At 65.3% G+C, this 17,001-nt stretch carries 18 protein-coding genes and 1 tRNA gene; 14 read left to right on the top strand and 5 right to left on the bottom strand.

All coding sequences use genetic code 11. The features are described 5' to 3' along the window. Positions 1-177 precede the first annotated feature (177 nt). On the bottom strand, positions 178-2,139 hold the full coding sequence (locus EDC64_RS19045; RefSeq protein ID WP_132034328.1) for a sodium:solute symporter family protein: 1,962 nt from the start codon (positions 2,137-2,139) through the stop codon (positions 178-180). 12 nt (positions 2,140-2,151) lie between these two features. Continuing rightward, entirely contained in the window at positions 2,152-2,529 is a 378-nt protein-coding gene (locus tag EDC64_RS19040; RefSeq protein ID WP_245504783.1) for a DUF4212 domain-containing protein, read from the bottom strand. Positions 2,530-2,655: 126 nt separating this feature from the next. Between EDC64_RS19040 and EDC64_RS19035 the strand changes: the two genes are divergently transcribed. Both EDC64_RS19035 and EDC64_RS19030 read left to right on the top strand, forming a co-directional pair. After that, a complete protein-coding gene (locus EDC64_RS19035; protein WP_132034326.1) occupies positions 2,656-3,300 on the top strand; it encodes a hypothetical protein in 645 nt (214 codons plus the stop codon). A 262-nt stretch (positions 3,301-3,562) separates the two neighbouring features. Beyond that, positions 3,563-4,066 (top strand): GNAT family N-acetyltransferase, encoded by a 504-nt coding sequence (locus EDC64_RS19030; RefSeq protein WP_132034324.1) that lies wholly within the window; start codon positions 3,563-3,565, stop codon positions 4,064-4,066. 37 nt (positions 4,067-4,103) lie between these two features. Here EDC64_RS19030 and EDC64_RS19025 read toward each other — a convergent pair whose 3' ends face one another. Next, entirely contained in the window at positions 4,104-5,543 is a 1,440-nt protein-coding gene (locus EDC64_RS19025) for a class II 3-deoxy-7-phosphoheptulonate synthase (protein WP_132034322.1), read from the bottom strand. 178 nt (positions 5,544-5,721) lie between these two features. Here EDC64_RS19025 and EDC64_RS19020 point away from each other — a divergent pair, with 178 nt between their 5' ends. The 3 genes from EDC64_RS19020 to EDC64_RS19010 all read left to right on the top strand — a co-directional run bounded on the left by EDC64_RS19020 (position 5,722) and on the right by EDC64_RS19010 (position 8,116). Continuing rightward, positions 5,722-6,729 carry an MDR family oxidoreductase gene (locus tag EDC64_RS19020; RefSeq protein ID WP_132034320.1) on the top strand — a complete coding sequence of 336 codons (1,008 nt, stop codon included), beginning with the start codon at positions 5,722-5,724 and terminating at the stop codon, positions 6,727-6,729. Positions 6,730-6,957: 228 nt separating this feature from the next. Further along, positions 6,958-7,033, top strand: a tRNA-Phe gene (locus tag EDC64_RS19015). Between the two features lie 366 nt (positions 7,034-7,399). Beyond that, a complete protein-coding gene (locus EDC64_RS19010; RefSeq protein ID WP_132034318.1) occupies positions 7,400-8,116 on the top strand; it encodes a GntR family transcriptional regulator in 717 nt (238 codons plus the stop codon). A gap of 16 nt (positions 8,117-8,132) precedes the next feature. Here EDC64_RS19010 and EDC64_RS19005 read toward each other — a convergent pair whose 3' ends face one another. Continuing rightward, positions 8,133-9,002, bottom strand: coding sequence for a fumarylacetoacetate hydrolase family protein (locus EDC64_RS19005; protein WP_132034316.1), 870 nt, complete (start codon positions 9,000-9,002; stop codon positions 8,133-8,135). A gap of 15 nt (positions 9,003-9,017) precedes the next feature. Then, positions 9,018-9,395: a nuclear transport factor 2 family protein gene (locus tag EDC64_RS19000; protein WP_132034314.1), complete on the bottom strand. Its 378-nt coding sequence runs from the start codon at positions 9,393-9,395 to the stop codon at positions 9,018-9,020. A gap of 163 nt (positions 9,396-9,558) precedes the next feature. Here EDC64_RS19000 and EDC64_RS18995 point away from each other — a divergent pair, with 163 nt between their 5' ends. From EDC64_RS18995 to EDC64_RS18955, 9 genes are all read left to right on the top strand, one after another. Next, entirely contained in the window at positions 9,559-10,824 is a 1,266-nt protein-coding gene (locus EDC64_RS18995) for an amino acid ABC transporter substrate-binding protein (RefSeq protein ID WP_207916136.1), read from the top strand. Between the two features lie 51 nt (positions 10,825-10,875). Continuing rightward, positions 10,876-11,757 (top strand): branched-chain amino acid ABC transporter permease, encoded by an 882-nt coding sequence (locus EDC64_RS18990; RefSeq protein ID WP_207916135.1) that lies wholly within the window; start codon positions 10,876-10,878, stop codon positions 11,755-11,757. Next, complete coding sequence (locus tag EDC64_RS18985) at positions 11,754-12,704, top strand: branched-chain amino acid ABC transporter permease (protein ID WP_132034313.1); 951 nt, start codon at positions 11,754-11,756, stop codon at positions 12,702-12,704. Before EDC64_RS18990 ends, EDC64_RS18985 begins: the two co-directional genes overlap by 4 nt. After that, on the top strand, positions 12,701-13,420 hold the full coding sequence (locus EDC64_RS18980) for an ABC transporter ATP-binding protein (RefSeq protein WP_132034311.1): 720 nt from the start codon (positions 12,701-12,703) through the stop codon (positions 13,418-13,420). The genes EDC64_RS18985 and EDC64_RS18980 overlap by 4 nt, the downstream gene beginning before the upstream one ends. After that, positions 13,410-14,144, top strand: a complete 735-nt coding sequence (locus tag EDC64_RS18975) for an ABC transporter ATP-binding protein (RefSeq protein WP_132034309.1) — start codon at positions 13,410-13,412, stop codon at positions 14,142-14,144. The genes EDC64_RS18980 and EDC64_RS18975 overlap by 11 nt, the downstream gene beginning before the upstream one ends. 9 nt (positions 14,145-14,153) lie before the next feature. Continuing rightward, positions 14,154-14,471: a YciI family protein gene (locus EDC64_RS18970; RefSeq protein ID WP_132034307.1), complete on the top strand. Its 318-nt coding sequence runs from the start codon at positions 14,154-14,156 to the stop codon at positions 14,469-14,471. Next, positions 14,468-15,679 (top strand): NAD(P)-binding domain-containing protein, encoded by a 1,212-nt coding sequence (locus EDC64_RS18965; RefSeq protein ID WP_132034305.1) that lies wholly within the window; start codon positions 14,468-14,470, stop codon positions 15,677-15,679. Before EDC64_RS18970 ends, EDC64_RS18965 begins: the two co-directional genes overlap by 4 nt. A 132-nt stretch (positions 15,680-15,811) precedes the next feature. Further along, the gene (locus EDC64_RS18960; RefSeq protein WP_207916134.1) at positions 15,812-16,405 is read left to right on the top strand and encodes a VOC family protein; all 594 of its coding nucleotides are present in this window, start codon (positions 15,812-15,814) and stop codon (positions 16,403-16,405) included. A 198-nt stretch (positions 16,406-16,603) separates the two neighbouring features. Next, positions 16,604-16,942 (top strand): hypothetical protein, encoded by a 339-nt coding sequence (locus EDC64_RS18955; RefSeq protein WP_132034301.1) that lies wholly within the window; start codon positions 16,604-16,606, stop codon positions 16,940-16,942. Positions 16,943-17,001 lie beyond the last annotated feature (59 nt).

The raw sequence follows: 17,001 nt of genomic DNA, 5'->3' as shown, positions 1-17,001 counted from the left end.
ACTCTCGTGCCGGGATTGATAGCCGATTGCCGCTGCGGAGATGCCCGAGCCACGCCCTCTTCTGCCCGGCGGGCGGATCCTGCAAGAGGCCCAGAAGATCACCGACCGCTCGGTGGGGAGGCGAAAAAATGGGCGGGGCCTTGCGGCCCCGCCCCTGGATCGCGACGCGACCGATGATCAGGCCGACTTCTCCTTGAGCATCGTCCCGCCACGCGGCTTGCGGATTTCGTCGATGAAGTTCTGCATCTCGCGCGACGGCGCCGGTGTGAGGAGGCTCACGATGATCATCACCGCAAAACCGATCGGCAGGCCGAACAGCGCGGAGGAGATGTTGTTCACGTTGAACCAGCCCACCTTGGAGGCGAGGACCGCGTCCGCCGTCGCAGGGTTCGCCAGGGCCTTCGCCACGTCCACCACCGGGGCGCCGGTGATCGGATTGAGCAGCGAGGTCATGCCGAACGAGGAGGCGCCGAGCGCGGGGTAATAGCGCGAGACGACGAGATAGAAGAGGCAGGCCCCGAACCCGGCGATCATGCCGGTAATGGCGCCTGCCGTATTGGCCCGCTTCCACCAGACGCCCAGCACCAGGGCCGGGAAATTGCCCGCCGCCGCCAGCGAAAAGGCCCAGGACACCATGGCGAGGATGTCGGCGGGCCGCGTCGAGGCGGTAAAGGCGGCCAGCACGGCCACGATCACGAGCAGAACCCGGGCGACGACGAGGCGGCGCTGGGTCGGCGCGTTGGGATCGATCATCTTGTAATAGACGTCGTGGCTGAGGGCGTTGGCGATCGCCAGCAGCAGGCCGTCGGCGGTCGAGAGGGCGGCGGCGAGGCCGCCCGCGGCGACGAGGCCGGCAACCACATAGGGCATGCCCGCAATCTCGGGGGTCGAGATCACGATCGTGTCGGTGTTGATCGCGAGATCGGGCAGGCGCAGCAAGTCGCCGTGATTGGCGATCTTGGCGCAGGCCGCCATGATCGCTTGCGGGTCGATGGCGTTGACGCCGCAGACCTTCACCAGTTCCAGCTTGCCGTACGTGTAGATCCAGGCCGGGAGGCTGGAGAGCGGCTGACCGATGACGTTCTGGTACACTTCCAGCTTCGAGAACGCCGCATAGGCCGGCGCGGTGAAGTAAAGCAGGAAGATGAACAGCAGCGACCAGGCGACGGAGACGCGGGCCTCACGCACCGACGGGGTGGTGAAGTAGCGCATCAAGACGTGGGGCAGCGAAGCCGTGCCCACCATCAGGCAGAGGATGAGCGCGAAGAAGTTGAGCGGCGAATAGCTGGTGAAGGGCGCGACATGCTCCTTCAGGCTGGCGCCCGCAAGTCCCGACGTGATCATGCCCTGTTCCAGGCGCGTGATGTCCTGCAGCGCCTGGCCATAGGTGAATTGCGGCAGGGGCAGCCCGTATTTCTGCGCCGACAGGATCACCACCGGCAAGAGATAGGCGATGATCAGGACGATATATTGCGCCACCTGGGTCCAGGTGACCGCCCGCATGCCGCCGAGCATCGAGCAGACCAGGATGCCCGCGAGCCCGACATAGACCGCCAACTCGAAGCTCATGCCGAGGAAGCGCGAGGCGATGATGCCGGTGCCGTAGATCTGCGCCACCACATAGGTGAAGGAGCAGCACAGCAGAACGATGATCGCGAGGAAACGGGCGAAGTTGCCGCCGAAGCGCGCCGACATGAAGTCGGGCACGGTATAGGCACCGAACTTGCGCAGGAACGGCGCGACCAGGATCGCCACGAGGACGTAGCCGCCGGTCCAGCCGAGCACGAAGGCGAGGCCGTCATAACCGAGGAAATACAGCGATCCGGCCATGCCGATGAAGGAGGCCGCCGACATCCAGTCGGCGCCGGTCGCCATGCCGTTATAGATCGCCGGAACGCGTCGCCCGGCGACGTAATATTCCGACACGGCCATGGTGCGGGACATCACGCCGATGAGCGCGTAGACGCCCAGCGTGAAGAACACGAACAGATAGCCGATGATGCGATTCGGCACCCCCAACTGTTCGAGCACCGCCAGAAGCACCACGAAGCCGATGAAGCCACCGGTATAGATGGTGTAGATGCGACCGAGATTGGAAACGAAATCCCCGCCTGCGGGGGACGTGCTTTGTGTCGACATTGTCGCTCCCCCCTATTCGTCTTCGGAGACGCCGCATTCGCGGTCGATCTTTTCCTGGGACCGTGCGAACCAGAACAGCATCACGACGAACGCGATCAGCGAGCCCTGCGCGGCCATGTAAAAGCCGAGTGGGAAGCCCAAAATCACGATCTTGTTCAAGGCGTTGACGAAGAAGTGGACAATGAAGCCGAAAAATATCCACAGGCCGAGCATCACGAACATCAATTTTCGTGTTCTCGTCCAGTAGACCTCATCCTGCGATGTCAGCATGGATCCAGCCCTCCCGTTGATTGGCGTTTCGACCCCGAAAATCTGCGGCCGCAAAGACCGATCCTGGAGGATTTCGAAGCCGCGATCGGCTGAACTCCCCCCGGGCCGGCCTTCGCCCATTTTTTCCTCTGGCCACGGTACAAGCTAACACCAAGCGTTCCCCTACCGTATTCAACCTTCGTCGCAGACGTTTTTCTTTGTGCGTTGCAGCATGACACTGCGGAAGATGTACCCTAAACTGAAGGCATGCTGCGTCGCATCTTGAACATCGCCCGCGGGACCCCGCCGATCGCAAGCCGCGGAGATCTTGTCGATTTCCTCGACAGCCGGGGCGCGTTCCTGGTCCAGAAGAACATCATGGACTATGCCCGCGGCCGCTCGGGGCCGCATTTTACGGCGCTGATGAAGGAGGCGGATTTCAACGATGCGCTGACGCAGTCACGCTGGAGCCTCTACCCGCTCGGCGTCACCATGGTCACCGAGATGCTCGATAGTTTCCTGCGTGCCGGGGGCTACCGGGTCGACGGATTCGCCGAGCTGGCTGCCGAGGCATTCGACCGCCACACCCCGCCGCCCAGCATCGCGCCCGAGGCCTGGACGGCAGCCCGCGCCGCCCTGATCGCGCATGCGGTGCAGATCCCTGCGCGGGCGGCGAAGCCGGTCAAGGACATCCCGTTCGCGTATTCCCAAGCGGTGTTCGACGCCCTGCCGTTCCACGATGCGCGCAAGTCGAACGATTTCGCCCTGGTGCAGGCCAATCTGCGCTCCAATCTTCTGGCCATGCACGAAAACCTCGCGGCCCGCACCTCCCCTGCCCACATGGCCACACTGATCGCGGGCGGCGGCGCGCCGAGTGCGCCCGCGGCGGCGGAGCTGCTCTTTCCGTCCTGATCGCCGGGCGCCGCCGCATCGTGCCGGGGCGCCGCGCCGCTTTCGGCCCCGGCTTCGGCGGCGGCGGGGCTGGACCCGCCCGCGCCCGCATGCTATCGCGCCGCCCGCGTGGTCGACGAGGCCCGCACGAGGGCTTCATGTTTCAGGCAATGCAGCGACGACGACTGGACCCCGCGCGCCGTGCGGCGCCCGCCTCCGTTCGCCTGCCCGCTTGACCGGCCGAAGCCGGAGCGGGCCGTCCGCTCCTGCCTGGCCCTGATCCATGACCGAATTGCCCATCGCCATCGCGCCCGAGACCCAAGCCGATTCCGATCCGATCGAAAAGCTGCATCGCCGCACCTTCGGCCCGGGGCGCTTCACCCGCACCGCGTTCCGGCTGCGGGAACGGGTGCCGCACGACCGGACCCTGTCCTTCACGGCGCATATCGGCACCATGATGGTGGGATCGGTGCGGCTCACCCCCATTGCCATCGGCACCGTGCCTGCGCTTCTGCTCGGACCGCTGACGGTGGAGCCGCCGTTTCGCACGCACGGCATCGGTGCGCGCCTGATGCGCGCCGCGCTGGCGGCGGCGCAGGCAGCCGGCCACAAGCTCGTCATTCTGGTGGGGGATGCGCCCTATTACGGCCGCTTCGGCTTCCAACCGGTTCCACCAGGCCGGATCGTGATGCCGGGGCCGGTCGATCCGGACCGTCTTCTGGTCGCGGAACTGGTGCCTGGAGCGTTCGACGGCGTCACGGGTGCGGCGCGGGGCGCCCCGGCCTGAGCCGGGGCGGTCTGTCTTCGCGGGAGAGCGGCGCCGTCTATTCGGCGGCCACCACTTCGGGACGGCCGCGGGCGAGCCGCTCGCGCTTCAGCAGTTCGGCGACGAGGAAAGCGATCTCGATCGCCTGGTCGGCATTGAGGCGCGGGTCGCAATAGGTGTGGTAGCGGTCCCGCAAATCCTCGTCGGTGATGGCGCGCGCGCCGCCGGTGCATTCGGTGACGTTCTTTCCGGTCATTTCGAGATGCACGCCGCCGGCATAGGTACCCTCGGCCGCATGGACGTCGAAGAAGGTCTGGATCTCCGACTGGATGCGCTCGAACGGACGGGTCTTGTAGCCCGACGCCGCCTTGACCGTGTTGCCGTGCATGGGATCGCACGACCACACGACGGTCCGGCCCTCGCGCTCGACCGCCCGCACCAGAGCCGGCAGGCTCTCGCCCGCTTTGTCGGCGCCGAACCGGCAGATCAGGGTGATCCGGCCCGCCTCATTGTCCGGCTGGAGCACGTCCAGCAGGCGGATGAGGCCATCGGGGGTGAGAGACGGACCACATTTGATGCCGATCGGATTGCGCACGCCGCGGAAATATTCCACGTGCCCGTGATCCGGCTGGCGGGTGCGATCGCCGATCCACAAGAGGTGGCCGGAGGTCGCGTACCAGTCGCCCGAGGTCGAATCCACCCGTGTCAGCGCCTGCTCGTAGCCGAGCAGAAGGGCCTCGTGGCTGGTGAAGAAATCGGTCGTCCGCATTTCCGGGTGCGACTGGGGATCGATGCCGCAGGCCCGCATGAAATCGAGCGCTTCGGTGATCCGGCCCGCCAGTTCCTGATAGCGGTGCGATTGCGGGCTGTCCTTCACGAAGCCCAGCATCCACTGGTGCGCGTTGGACAGATTGGCATACCCGCCCGAGGCGAAGGCGCGCAGCAGATTGAGGGTCGCCGCCGACTGGCGGTAGGCCTCGATCTGGCGGCGCGGATCCGGGATCCGCGCCTCGGGGGTGAAGGCGATGTCGTTGACGATGTCGCCGCGATAGCTCGGCAGATCGACGCCGTCGACGGTCTCGAAATCCGACGAGCGGGGCTTGGCGAACTGACCGGCGATGCGGCCGAGCTTGACCACGGGGGAACCCGCCGAGAATGTCAGCACCACCGCCATCTGCAAGAAGACGCGGAAGAAATCGCGGATGTTGTCGGCGCTGTGCTCGTCGAAGCTCTCGGCGCAGTCGCCGCCTTGGAGCAGGAAGGCCTCGCCGCGCGCCACCTTGGCGAGCTCGGCCTTCAGGCGCCGCGCCTCGCCGGCGAAGACCAGCGGCGGATAGGTGGCGAGCTTCGCCTCGACCGCGGCGAGCACGGCCGGATCGGGATAAGACGGCATCTGCACGGAGGGATAAAATCGCCACGTATCCGGACGCCAGCCTTCGGCGCGGCGAGACGGGGTCGCGGCGCTCGGGGTGCGGTCGGAGACGGGACGGGTCGGCATCTTACTCTCCCTCATCATAATCCGGCGGCGCCGCGCAGACGTTTCGGCGCGGCTTGTCCTTCTGCCGGAAACGCGGCTTATACACGAGAGCGACGGCGCAAGTCACCCGCCACCGGGCGACGGTCCGCCGGCAACCGGCGCCCCGAGGAGGGCCGGGCGCAGCCGAAAGGAGACAGGCATGTCCGACAGGTTCCAGGCCATGATCGTTGCGGACGTGGGCGGAAAACCCAAGGCCGCCTTCGGCACCCTCGCTTTGTCCGACCTTCCCGACCATGAGGTGCTGGTCGAGGTCGCCTATTCCTGCGTCAATTACAAGGACGGTCTCGCACTGACCGGACGGGGGCGCATCGCGCGGCGTCTGCCCATGGTCGCCGGCGCGGACCTTGCGGGAACGGTGGTCGAGAGCCGCAACCCCGCCTACCGGCCCGGCGACAAGATCATAGTGACCGGCTGGGGCCTCTCGGAGACCGAATGGGGCGGTTATGCCCGCTATCAGCGCGTCAAGGCGGAGTGGATCACCCCCTTGCCCGAGGCCTTCTCGCTGAAGGAGGCGATGGCGATCGGCACTGCCGGCTTCACCGCCGCCTTGAGCGCCGACGCGCTGGAGGAATGGGACATTTGCGCCCGCGGCGCGGGCGAAATCCTGGTCACCGGCGCCGCCGGCGGGGTGGGCTCGATGGCGGTTGCGCTGCTCGCCGCAGCCGGGCATCGGGTGATCGCCGCCACCGGCCGTCCCGAAACCCAGGCTTATCTCGCCGATCTCGGCGCCGCCGGGTTCGTCGATCGGGCCGCGCTCGCCGAGAAGGGGCCGGCGCTGCAGAAGGAACGCTGGGCGGGCGCGGTGGATTCGGTGGGCTCGACGACCCTCGCCAATGTGCTCGCCCAAACCGCCTATGGCGGGGCCGTCGCGGCCTGCGGGCTCGCCAGCGGGCCGGATCTTCCGGCCACCGTCATGCCGCACATTCTGCGCGGGGTTTCGCTCCTCGGCATCGAATCGGTCTTCGCCCCGGCCGCGAAGCGGGCGCGCGCTTGGGCGCGCCTCGCCCGCGATCTCGATCGTGCGAAGCTCGCCGCGATGACCCGGGTCGAGCCCTTCGCCCGCCTGCCCGAAATCGCCGCCGAAATCATCGCCGGCCAGGTGCGGGGCCGCGTGGTGATCGACCTCGCCACCGAAGGGGCGGCCTGAGACGCCGCGGCGCCGCCCAACCCAAACCCTCGAGCCAAACCCTCGAGCCAAACCCTCGAGCCAAGCCCTCGAACCGCGTCCTCAAGCCGCCCCCCAAACTGAGGACCCCTGACCGAGGGACCCCGACGCAGAACCGGCCCTCCACAGGCCGGATATGGAGGTCTGGACAGGCCGATCCGAACTCTCTATACACGCCGCTCCGGACGCCTTGCCCAAGGCAGCTCCGGCGCCCAGGTAGCTCAGTTGGTAGAGCATGCGACTGAAAATCGCAGTGTCGGTGGTTCGATTCCGCCCCTGGGCACCATTTCCTTTTTCATGACAATTCATTCAGTCTGAGAAGCGAGCATTTTCACCGCTTCTCGCGGCGTGGCGCGGATCACGTGGCCTCGCCCCGGATCGTTGGATCCGGATAGCCGGCATCCCCTATGTCACGCCCATCAAGGCTTCATCCGCTGCCGGCGATAGCAGCCGGATCGAGCGGCCCATCACGCTACCGATCTGCCCAGGTCGTCAGCCGCTGCGTCCTGCCGATACCGGGCACTTTAAGAGCAATGACATCGCGAACCGCGAAGACACCGGGCTGGCGCATACAGGAAGATGCCGCCCGAGAGAAATCTTGCACATTTCAAATGAAAATATATATTATTCCGGAGGTTCGCGGGGGCATAGCTTGGATCACAAATCGCCAACCCAGTCGGAACTTGTCTATCAGAATCTGCGCCGGGACATTCTTGAATGCCGCCTCCTGCCCGGGGCGAAGATAAAGTCCAGTTATGTTTGCGAGATGTATGGCGTCAGTCTCGGAGCGGCGCGTGAGGCGTTGTCGCGACTGACCGCGCGCGGCTTGGCGACGATGGAGGCTCAGAAGGGGTTTGCCGTCGCCCCGATCTCCTGGGAAGAATTCGAGCAGCTGACCGAGACCCGCGCCGAGATCGAGGTGTCCTGCCTGCGCAAGTCGATCGCGCACGGCGACGTGGAATGGGAGAGCCGCCTCGTCGCAGCCCAGCACCGGCTGACCCGGTTGCATGACGCGGGACAAGGCAATGGCCCTCAGGGGCCAACGCCGGCCTGGCTCGGAGCGCACGGCGAATTCCATAGCGCTTTGGTCGCAGCGTGCCCGAACCGTTGCCTGCTGGACCTGCGCGAGATGCTGTATGAACGGAGCGAGCGATATCGCTATTGGTCGGTGACCTTGAGCCTGACCTTGGGCAAGCGCGACGTGCGCGAGGAGCATATTCAGCTTGCCGCGCTGGCGCAGAGTCGCGACGTCGATGCCGCCTGCATCGCGATCACCGAGCATTTCAAAATGACTGCCGAAGCTCTCCTTACCGCGGCCCGGGAAGCTGGGGAGGCCGAGATGCCGCAATGGCGGGCGCGGAAGGTATAGATTCCACGCCCCCGGGTCATGCCTCGGCCACGACCCGGTTCTCGATATAGCCGAGCCCGGCGATCTCGACCCACATCACATCTCCGGGCCGCAGGAAAACCGGCGGCACCTTCGCCACGCCGACCCCCGAAGGCGTTCCTGTGGCCAGGATGTCGCCTGGCTTCAGCGTCATCACCTGCGTGAGATAGGAGACCTGCTCCCATATGTTGTGGATCAGTTGGGATGTGCAGCCGTGTTGGCGCACCTCGCCATTGACCAGCATGCGGATCTCCAGATCGTGCGGATCGGCGATCTCCTCCGCCAATGTCAGCCAGGGACCGGTCGGGCCGTGGGTGTCGAAGGACTTTCCCAAAGTCATGGTGCCGGTGCGCAACTGCCAATCGCGGGCCGATACGTCGTTCGCCACCATATAGCCGGCAATGACCGAAGGCGCCGCCTCCGGCGTGACATAGCGGCAGGCCTTGCCGATCACCACCGCCAGCTCCGCCTCGTAATCCAGCTTTTCCGAAACCCTGGGCAGGACGACATCGTCATAGGGACCGACGATGCATGACACCTGCTTGTTGAACCAGAGCTGATAGGGCGGCACCTCCAGGCCGAGCTGCCTGGCCTCCGCGCCGTGGTCGGAATAGTTCATGCCGATAGCGAGGTATTTCTCGGGAGCCGGCACCGGCGGATGGAGGCGGACCGATGACAGCGGCAGCCGGCCCACGGCGTCCGGTCCCACGGCGCGGTATGCGGCAAGTGCAGGCTCGCCCGCTCTCAGGAAGGAGATCACATCTTTGGGCAGGCCGGGCGCCGCCACCGAGAGATCGACCACCCCATCATCGAAGACCTTGCCGAGCTTCGGCATGTCGTCATCAAGCGAAAAGACTGCCAAAGGCATCGTATTCTCCCCCTGTCAGCTGGCGACCGGCGCGTTGTGGCAGGTGGTCAGCAGCCATTCGCCGCCTGAGCGCTGCCACGTCTGGGTGGTGATGGCGCGCACAGCGATTTCCTCCCCGCTCTTGCGAAGTGTCAGCCGCTGCGTCAGCGGCCCCACCATGACGGCGCTGTCGCCCCAGGTTCGGATGTTGAGGGCCCCCCGGACGACATCGCGAAACAGGTATTGCTCCCGGAAGCCGGCCATGTAGCCCGTTTTGTCGTCCACCCGCCCGTCAAGGTGGATATGTACCAGATCGGCGGCCAGCATCGCCTCCAGCGCCCCGGCATCTCCGGCCATCAGCGCAGCGCAGCGGCGCGCCTCCACCTCTTCAAGCATCGAAATCTCCAGCGTCATCGTGCCCTCCGCGCCCGCGGCTTCGCTCCCATCCTCGGGACCGACGGGAATGGCGTCAACAGAATTTATATTTTATTTGACAATTCATATATTCATGGCGATGGTGCAAAAAAGAGCTGCCGCACCGTACCAAAGCGCGTCAGCCACAACGGGGAGGATGCCGGTGAACAGGGAAATGACACGGCGAAGCTTTGGGCTTCTTGCCACCGCTGCAGTCGCGAGCTTTGCGGGGAAGAAGAGCTTGGCGCAGCCTGCCTCGGGAGAGCCGATACGGATCGGGTTCTCGACGCCACTCAGCGGAGGATTGGCTGGAAATGGCCGCTCGGCGCTCCTGGCGCAGCAGGTTTGGGGCGACGACATCAACGCCCGTGGCGGCCTGCTGGGGCGGCCGGTCAAGCTGGTATATTATGATGATCAGAGCAACGGCGCGAGCGTGCCCGGCATCTACACCAAATTGCTGGATGTAGATAAAGTCGATCTGGTCATCTCCTCCTACGGCACGGCCCTGATCGCTCCCGCCATGCCGGTGATCGTGCGCCACGGCATGGCGTTCATCTCGCTTCTCGGGTCGGGCACGAACGAAATGTTCAAATATGGCCGCGCGGCCAATATCAGCCCCGTCGGCCGTAAGATGAACGAAGATTTCGCCAAAGGCTTCTTCGAGGTCGCAAAGGCGCTCGATCCGGCCCCCACCACCGTCGCGATCGCTGGCCTCGACAGCGATTTTTCCAACCGCGCCATGGAAAGCGCGCGCACCCAGGCGAAGCTGCGCGGCATCAAGGTGGTCTATGATCGCGCTTACCCACCCTCGACGGTGGATTTCTCGCCCATCGTGCGCGCGATTCAGTCGGCCACGCCGGACCTGGTGTTCTTCGCCTCCTATCCACCGGACTCGGTGGGGCTGCTCAAGGCCGTGCGCGAGCTGAAGCTGACGGCGAAAATGCTGGGCGGCGGCATGGTCGGCCCGCAGGTGACGGCGATCAAGGCGCAGCTCGGCGCGCAACTGAACAATCTCGTCTGCTGGGATGTCTATGCCCCGGAACCGACCATGGACTTCGCGGGCACCACCGCCTTCCTCGATCGTTACCGGGCCGTCGCCGAAGCAAAGGGGGCCGAGACGCTGGGCCTCTACGCTCCGCCACTCGCCTATGCGCAGATGCAGGTGCTCGAGCAGGCCGTGACGCGCGCCGGCTCCCTGGACCAGGCGGCCATCGGCGCGGAGCTGCACCGCGACAGCTTCCCCACCATCATCGGCGAGTTGCGCTTCGACGAGACAGGAGAATGGGTGGAGGAACGCAACGTCTACGTTCAGTATCAGGGCATCGTCGGCAACGACCTACAGCAGTTCAAAAAGCCGGGAGTCCAAGTCATTCTCTATCCTCCTCAGTATAAATCGGGTGTGCTGCGCCCGGGTTTCCCCGCCGCTTGACGCGCCCGCCGCCCTGACGCCGGGACGGCCTCTTTCATGGATGGAGACCAGATGCTGGACCCCGTGCTGATCGTCAATGCGATCGTCTCCGGCTTGTTGCTGGGTTGCCTTTACGCCATCGCCTCCATGGGGCTGGCGGTGTCGTTCGGGATGCTGGACGTGGTGAACATCGCCCACCCGGCGATGATGGTGCTGGCGAGTTTCGTGATCGCCGGGCTCTGTTCGCAGTCGGGACTCGACCCGCTTCTGACCGCTTTATTGGTCGCGCCCGCCTTCGGGTTTCTGGGCGTGGGACTCTACAGGGTCTACCACCACTTTTTTGAGCAGAGTGGTGACGAAGCAATGCAGGGACTTGCATTTTTCTTCGGACTTATGATCCTGATCGAAGTCTCTCTCGTTCTGATCTATGGTGCCGACCAGCGCTGGGTCGAAACCAGCTATGGTGGGCACACTCTCAGCCTCGGTCCGGTGGACCTGCCGTTGCGGATGCTGCTTCCCGCGATGATGTCGCTGGCATGCATCGGCGCGCTGTTCGTTTGGCTGCGCCGCAGCTTCACGGGCCGGGCGGTGGCGGCGGTGGCACAGGATCGCGACGCCCTGCGCTTTCTCGCCATCAATCCGATACGGATCAAGGCTGTGGCCTTCGGCATTTCAGTGGCGCTGGCCGCCATCGCGGCGGGTTGCCTGATCGTGGTCCAGCCGGTGGACGCCCATTCGGGTCACGTCTTCATCGGGCGCATCCTTGCGATCGTGATCCTCGCCGGCCTGGGCAGCCTGCCCGGAACGCTGGTCGCCGCGCTGCTCTTCGGCGTGATCGAGAATCTTGCCGCCACGCTGTGGGGACCGGCTTGGTCGCCCGCTGTAGCCTTCGGCCTTCTCCTCGCCGTCTTGACGGTGCGCCCGCAGGGCATATTCGGAGGGGCCCACACATGAGCCGCCTCCTTCGCTTTCATCTGGGCCTGGCAGCAACCGGCATCGTTCTGATCTTTGCGTTGCGACTGATCGGCAATGACTATGCCTGGTATACAGGCTATGTGATCCTGCAATATGTGCTTCTGTCCGTCGCCTGGAACGTCCTTGCGGGCTATGCCGGCTATGTGAACTTCGGCACCGCGGCCTTCTTCGCCACCGGGGCCTATACGACGATCCTTCTGACCAAGTCCCTGAACCTGGATCTGGTCCTGTGCGTGCTCGCGGCGGGTCTGATCAGCGGCGGGCTGGGGCTCGCCGTGGGATGGCTGACGCTGCGCCTGCGCGGCGTCTATTTTTCCATCGCCACGCTGTCGCTGGCGGTGGTGCTGCAGACTTTGGTGGTGAACTGGTCCTATGCGGGCGGGTCATCCGGCGCCTACACGATGCGCCCGCAGGGCAATAACCTGTTCGGCAATTACAGCGAGTTCCTGTTCGTGCTGATGCTCGTCCTGGCGCTCGGCGCAATTGCTGCGGCGGCGTGGATCGAGCGGTCGCGCCTGGGCATGGGTCTTGCCGCCATTCGCGACGATGAGCGAGCGGCGGCCGCCGCCGGGGTGCCGACGCTGCGGCTGAAGCTGATCGCCACGGCGATCAGCGGCGCGATGATGGGAATGGCCGGGGCGCCATTGCCTTACTATGCCTCCTATCTCAACCCCGAGGCGGCTTTTTCGCTGACCTACACCATCAACACCATGGCGATGACCTTGATCGGCGGAACGCAGAGCTGGGTCGGTCCGGTGATCGGCGCGGTGCTGCTGAGCGCGCTGCAGCAGGGGGCGACGGTGACGATTTCCTCCGCCGGGAACCTGCTCATCGTGGGCGGGGTATTGATCCTGTTCGTGATGCTGGCACCCAAGGGCATCCTTGGCCTCGTCCAGGCCTCCCGCGGGAAAGGCGGCGCGGCATGAGCGCGATCCTCGAGGTGCGCGGTCTCGGCAAGACCTTCGGCGGCTTCACGGCGCTCAACGACATCGGCTTGGCGGTCGCCCCCGGCGAGCGGCTCGGCCTGATCGGACCCAACGGCTCGGGGAAGAGTACATTCGTCAACTGCATAGCGGGGGACTTCCTCAATCATAGCGGCGTGGTGCTGTTCAAAGACCAGCCGCTGACCGGGATGAAGCCGCATGAGCGTGCCCGGCTCGGACTGACCCGCACCTTTCAATTGCCGAGGCCGTTCCGGAGCTTGACCGTGCTGGAAAACGTGGCGGTGCCGCTGCGGTTTTCCGTGCCCCCGCTGGCGATGGCGGACGCGGAGGCGCGGGCGTGCGCGTGCCTGCAATTGGTGGGACTGCACGACAAAGCCCGCTCTTACGCCCACAGCCTCACGCAGGTGGATCTGCGCAAGCTGGAGTTGGCGCGCGCCCTTGTGCGGGAGCCGGCGCTCCTGATCGCCGACGAGGTGATGGCGGGCCTTTCCCATTCGGAGGTCGACCAGATCCTGGACCTCCTCTTCGCGCAGAATGTGCGCGGTACGGCGATCATTATGATCGAGCACGTCATGCGGGCCGTCACCGCATTTTCCCAGCGCCTGGCGGTCTTCGTGGCCGGGCGCAAGATCGCCGAAGGCGACCCGCGGACGGTCCTGGCAACCCCCGAAGTGGAGGCTGCATATCTTGGCATATGATGCGTTGGTCGTTCGCGATTTGGATGCCGGCTATGGCGCGGTCAGGGTCTTGCACGGCGTGTCGCTGCGGGTGCCGGAGGGGCAGATCGTAGCCCTGCTGGGGACCAACGGAAACGGCAAGTCCACTCTGATGAAGGCGATCCTGGGCCTGGTGAAGCCCACGCGCGGCACGGTTCGTGCGCGGCTCGACGGCCGCGAGGTGGATTTGACCGGGAGGGCAACGGAAGAGATCGTCGACCTCGGCGTCGTTCTGGTGCCCGAAGGGAGGCGTCTGTTCCGTGATCTGACGGTGGAGGAGAATCTCGTCCTCGGCGCTTGGCGGGCCTGCGCCCGGCGAGAGATATCGGGCAACCTGCGTCTGTGCTTCGAGACCTTCCCGCGGCTGGGGGAGCGACGGCGGCAGCGCGTCGGCTCCATGAGCGGGGGCGAGCAGCAGATGGTTGCCATCGGCCGGGCGCTGATGTCGATGCCCCGCATCCTTCTGGTCGACGAGCCCTCGGTCGGCCTCGCCCCGATCATGGTCAAGCAGACGATCGAGACCATAGGCGCCCTGAAGGCGAAGCTCGGACTGACCGTGCTGATGGCCGAGCAGAATTTCACCCAGGCGATCCGGATCGCCGACCGCGGCTCGGTGCTGGTTCACGGCAGCATCGCGTTCGAGGGGGAAACGGCCGAAAGCCTCGGCGACAACCATCTCGTTCGGCAATTCTATCTGGGAACCTAGGGAGAGACCATGCTCTACAGCATTCACTGCCTCGACGGCGGCGATCGCAGCGCAATGCGGGCGCAGCACTTTCAGGCCCACCAGGACTATCTGAAGGCCGCCACCGTGCGACTGGTGGTGGCCGGGCCGCTTCTTGCCGACGATGGCGAGACGGCTGTCGGCAGCATGTTCGTGATCGAGGCCCCGGATCGCGCCACGGCCGAGGCCTTCAACCATGGCGATCCCTTCAACAAGGCCGGGGTCTGGGGGACCATCAGCATCACCGTATTCAAGAAGCGCTGGGACGATCGGCTCGGCCCCGGCAGCCATGACGGCGCACAGTCATGAGGCCGCGGGTCGGCTGGATCGGGCTGGGCCATATGGGTTCGGTTATGGCGCCGCGTCTGGCGGCGGCAGGTTGGCCCGTCATGAACTACGACATCGACCCGGCCCGAGCCGCTGGCTGCGGTTTGCCCGCAGCGGCTTCGCTGGCAGATCTTGCGGCCGGCGTGGAGGTTCTGATCTCCACCATCTCCGATGACGCCGCCTTTCTGGCGATGCTCGCCGAGATGTCCCCCGCGCTGCGGCCCGGAATGACGTTGATCGAGATGAGCACGCTGTCGCCGGGCGCCTCGGCACGAGGGGCGGATGTGCTGGAGAAGGCCGGCGTGGCCTATTTGCGAGCCCCGGTCTCCGGCAGCACCGGACTGGCGGCCGACGGCGCCCTGAGCCTGTTCATCTCGGGCGCGCGCGATGTCTTCGAGGCGCAGCGGCCGATCCTCGATGTCCTGGGCAGCCGCGTCACCTGGCTCGGTCCGGCGGAAGAAGCGCGGGCCGCCAAGCTGATCGTCAACTCCCTGGTCGCGGCGATCAACGGAGCGCTGGCTGAGGCGCTGCATCTGGCCGAGGGGGCGGGGCTCGACCGCACCGCCGCCATCGAACTGATCGCGGGGAGCGCCGCAGCCTCACCCTATATCGCGTCGAAAGTGGAAAAGCTGAAAACGCAGGATTGGACCCCGGCCGCGACGGTCCACCTGATCAGCAAGGATCTGGACATGGTGCTGGAGCTTGCCGCGGCGCAGGGATTGGCGATGCCGCTCGCCGCGCTGAACCGGTCGCGTCTGGCCGAGGCGGAGGCCGCCGGCTGGGGTGGGCGGGACATGAGCGCGCTCGCCGCGCTCCCCGCTCAGGAGCCGGTCGTCACCATCGCGGCGCTGGAGGACGAGCGCTATGCCGCGATGCTGGCCAGCGACACCGCGAAGCTCGACCGCCTGCTCGACCCGGCGCTCCGCTACATTCATTCCAGCGGCGGCACGGACAGCAAGGAAAGCTATCTCGCCGGTTTCGCCAGCGGGCATTTCCGTTATCGGCATATCGCCCGCAGCGAGCAGAGCATTCAGGTTTCGGGCGATGCCGCGCTCGTGCTGAACCGCCTGAGCATCGACATCCTTGTCAATGGAACGCCGAAGCAGATCGAGTCGCGGGCGCTGGCAGTCTGGTCGCGGGCATCGGGGCGCTGGCGGCTGATCTGCGTGCAATCGGCGCCTAGGGGATGATCGCTGGCCGTGACCCGTGTCGCGGCAGGTGGAAATGGCGCGGCGGGGGCCGATTGGCATGCAGTGCCCGGAGCAAAGGACACTTTCCGGCGCTCATTTACGTAAGTCAAATCTGACCACGGGGAGGAAATGATGAAGAACGTGAAGGAAATCCAGGAACGGCCAATTCTGCATCATGTCACGATGAAGACGACGCGGCTGGAGGAGATGCTGGCTTGGTACAAGGATGTCGTCGGCTGCGTGCCGAATTTTAAGTTCGACGGCGGCGCGTGGACGACCAACGATGCCGCGAACCATCGGATCGCACTGCTGCACACGCCGGCGATCCGCAACGACCCCGACAAGCTCCACCATGCCGGATTGCACCACATGGCGTTCGAGTTCACGACCCTCGATGCGCTGCTGGCGAACTACACGCGTCTGGCAGAGGCCGGGATCCTGCCCCATGCCTGCCTCGACCATGGATTGACAACTTCATTTTACTACGAAGATCCCGACGGTAACAGCGTCGAGCTGCAGTGCGACAATTTCGGAAACTGGAACCTGTCCAGCGAATGGACCCGGACCTCGCCGGAATTCGTGCGCAACCCGATCGGCGAGGAGTGCGACCCGCCCAAGATGATTGCGGCCCGCAAGGCCGGCATGTCGGTGGCTGAATTGCACCAGCGTACCCGTGCCGGCGAGTTCCGGCCGGATGTGCCGGGCGACCTGCACCTGCCGGTGTGACGCCGACACGATCGCAGGCGAAGATTCTACTGCTCTCGCCTTCACGAGATGCCCGGGACTCACCCCATACCGGGCATCGGCTGCCCAATAAAGCGCGATCGCCGTAAAGACGCCTCGACCGTCGAGGTCGGAATGCTCCGGCGGCGCGGTCACGTCCGAACCCTTCATCTGAACCGAGTCAAAAACGGCGACAGGGTGATGATGACCCTTAAGGATGGCCATTTCGTCGGTGACCTGTCCGGCACCACGCTCGCCTATTGCTATCTCCAGGCCGGCGCCCGGCAGGCGGGCGACAAGCCGGCCGTCGTGATCGATCAACGTTGGGATTGGGCAATGGATGACGCTTTGATAGGAGGTGTCGGACCAGTTTCCGCCTTTGGCGCTTCGCCTGAAACGGACATTCGGGCGCGGCGCTTGTCCAATCTGATCCCGGCCCATAAAGGCCTGATCGCGGGGCTTGAGGGCCACCTCAGTGTGCAGACCGAGCAAGGGCGGCGTCTTCTCGTCCAGCTTGACCGCCTCACCACACAGCCCTGATATGCCGGGTAGACTTCAACCTACCGGATGGCAGGCTGCCTTGCTTCCGGACAAGCGGT

The sequence above is a fragment of the Aquabacter spiritensis genome (assembly GCF_004346185.1).
In the GTDB taxonomy this organism is placed as follows: domain Bacteria; phylum Pseudomonadota; class Alphaproteobacteria; order Rhizobiales; family Xanthobacteraceae; genus Aquabacter; species Aquabacter spiritensis.
Note: the sequence above shows the minus strand (reverse complement) of the source record. Positions and strands in the feature narration are given on the sequence as shown.

What these genes read in the sequence shown, in the direction of transcription:
- EDC64_RS19045 (WP_132034328.1), bottom strand. Translation starts at nt 2,139, where the DNA reads ATGTCGACACAAAGCACGTCCCCCGCAGGCGGGGATTTCGTTTCCAAT.
- EDC64_RS19040 (WP_245504783.1), bottom strand. Translation starts at nt 2,529, where the DNA reads ATGGGCGAAGGCCGGCCCGGGGGGAGTTCAGCCGATCGCGGCTTCGAA.
- EDC64_RS19035 (WP_132034326.1), top strand. Translation starts at nt 2,656, where the DNA reads ATGCTGCGTCGCATCTTGAACATCGCCCGCGGGACCCCGCCGATCGCA.
- EDC64_RS19030 (WP_132034324.1), top strand. Translation starts at nt 3,563, where the DNA reads ATGACCGAATTGCCCATCGCCATCGCGCCCGAGACCCAAGCCGATTCC.
- EDC64_RS19025 (WP_132034322.1), bottom strand. Translation starts at nt 5,543, where the DNA reads ATGCCGACCCGTCCCGTCTCCGACCGCACCCCGAGCGCCGCGACCCCG.
- EDC64_RS19020 (WP_132034320.1), top strand. Translation starts at nt 5,722, where the DNA reads ATGTCCGACAGGTTCCAGGCCATGATCGTTGCGGACGTGGGCGGAAAA.
- EDC64_RS19005 (WP_132034316.1), bottom strand. Translation starts at nt 9,002, where the DNA reads ATGCCTTTGGCAGTCTTTTCGCTTGATGACGACATGCCGAAGCTCGGC.
- EDC64_RS19000 (WP_132034314.1), bottom strand. Translation starts at nt 9,395, where the DNA reads ATGACGCTGGAGATTTCGATGCTTGAAGAGGTGGAGGCGCGCCGCTGC.
- EDC64_RS18990 (WP_207916135.1), top strand. Translation starts at nt 10,876, where the DNA reads ATGCTGGACCCCGTGCTGATCGTCAATGCGATCGTCTCCGGCTTGTTG.
- EDC64_RS18985 (WP_132034313.1), top strand. Translation starts at nt 11,754, where the DNA reads ATGAGCCGCCTCCTTCGCTTTCATCTGGGCCTGGCAGCAACCGGCATC.
- EDC64_RS18980 (WP_132034311.1), top strand. Translation starts at nt 12,701, where the DNA reads ATGAGCGCGATCCTCGAGGTGCGCGGTCTCGGCAAGACCTTCGGCGGC.
- EDC64_RS18970 (WP_132034307.1), top strand. Translation starts at nt 14,154, where the DNA reads ATGCTCTACAGCATTCACTGCCTCGACGGCGGCGATCGCAGCGCAATG.
- EDC64_RS18965 (WP_132034305.1), top strand. Translation starts at nt 14,468, where the DNA reads ATGAGGCCGCGGGTCGGCTGGATCGGGCTGGGCCATATGGGTTCGGTT.
- EDC64_RS18960 (WP_207916134.1), top strand. Translation starts at nt 15,812, where the DNA reads ATGAAGAACGTGAAGGAAATCCAGGAACGGCCAATTCTGCATCATGTC.
- EDC64_RS18955 (WP_132034301.1), top strand. Translation starts at nt 16,604, where the DNA reads ATGATGACCCTTAAGGATGGCCATTTCGTCGGTGACCTGTCCGGCACC.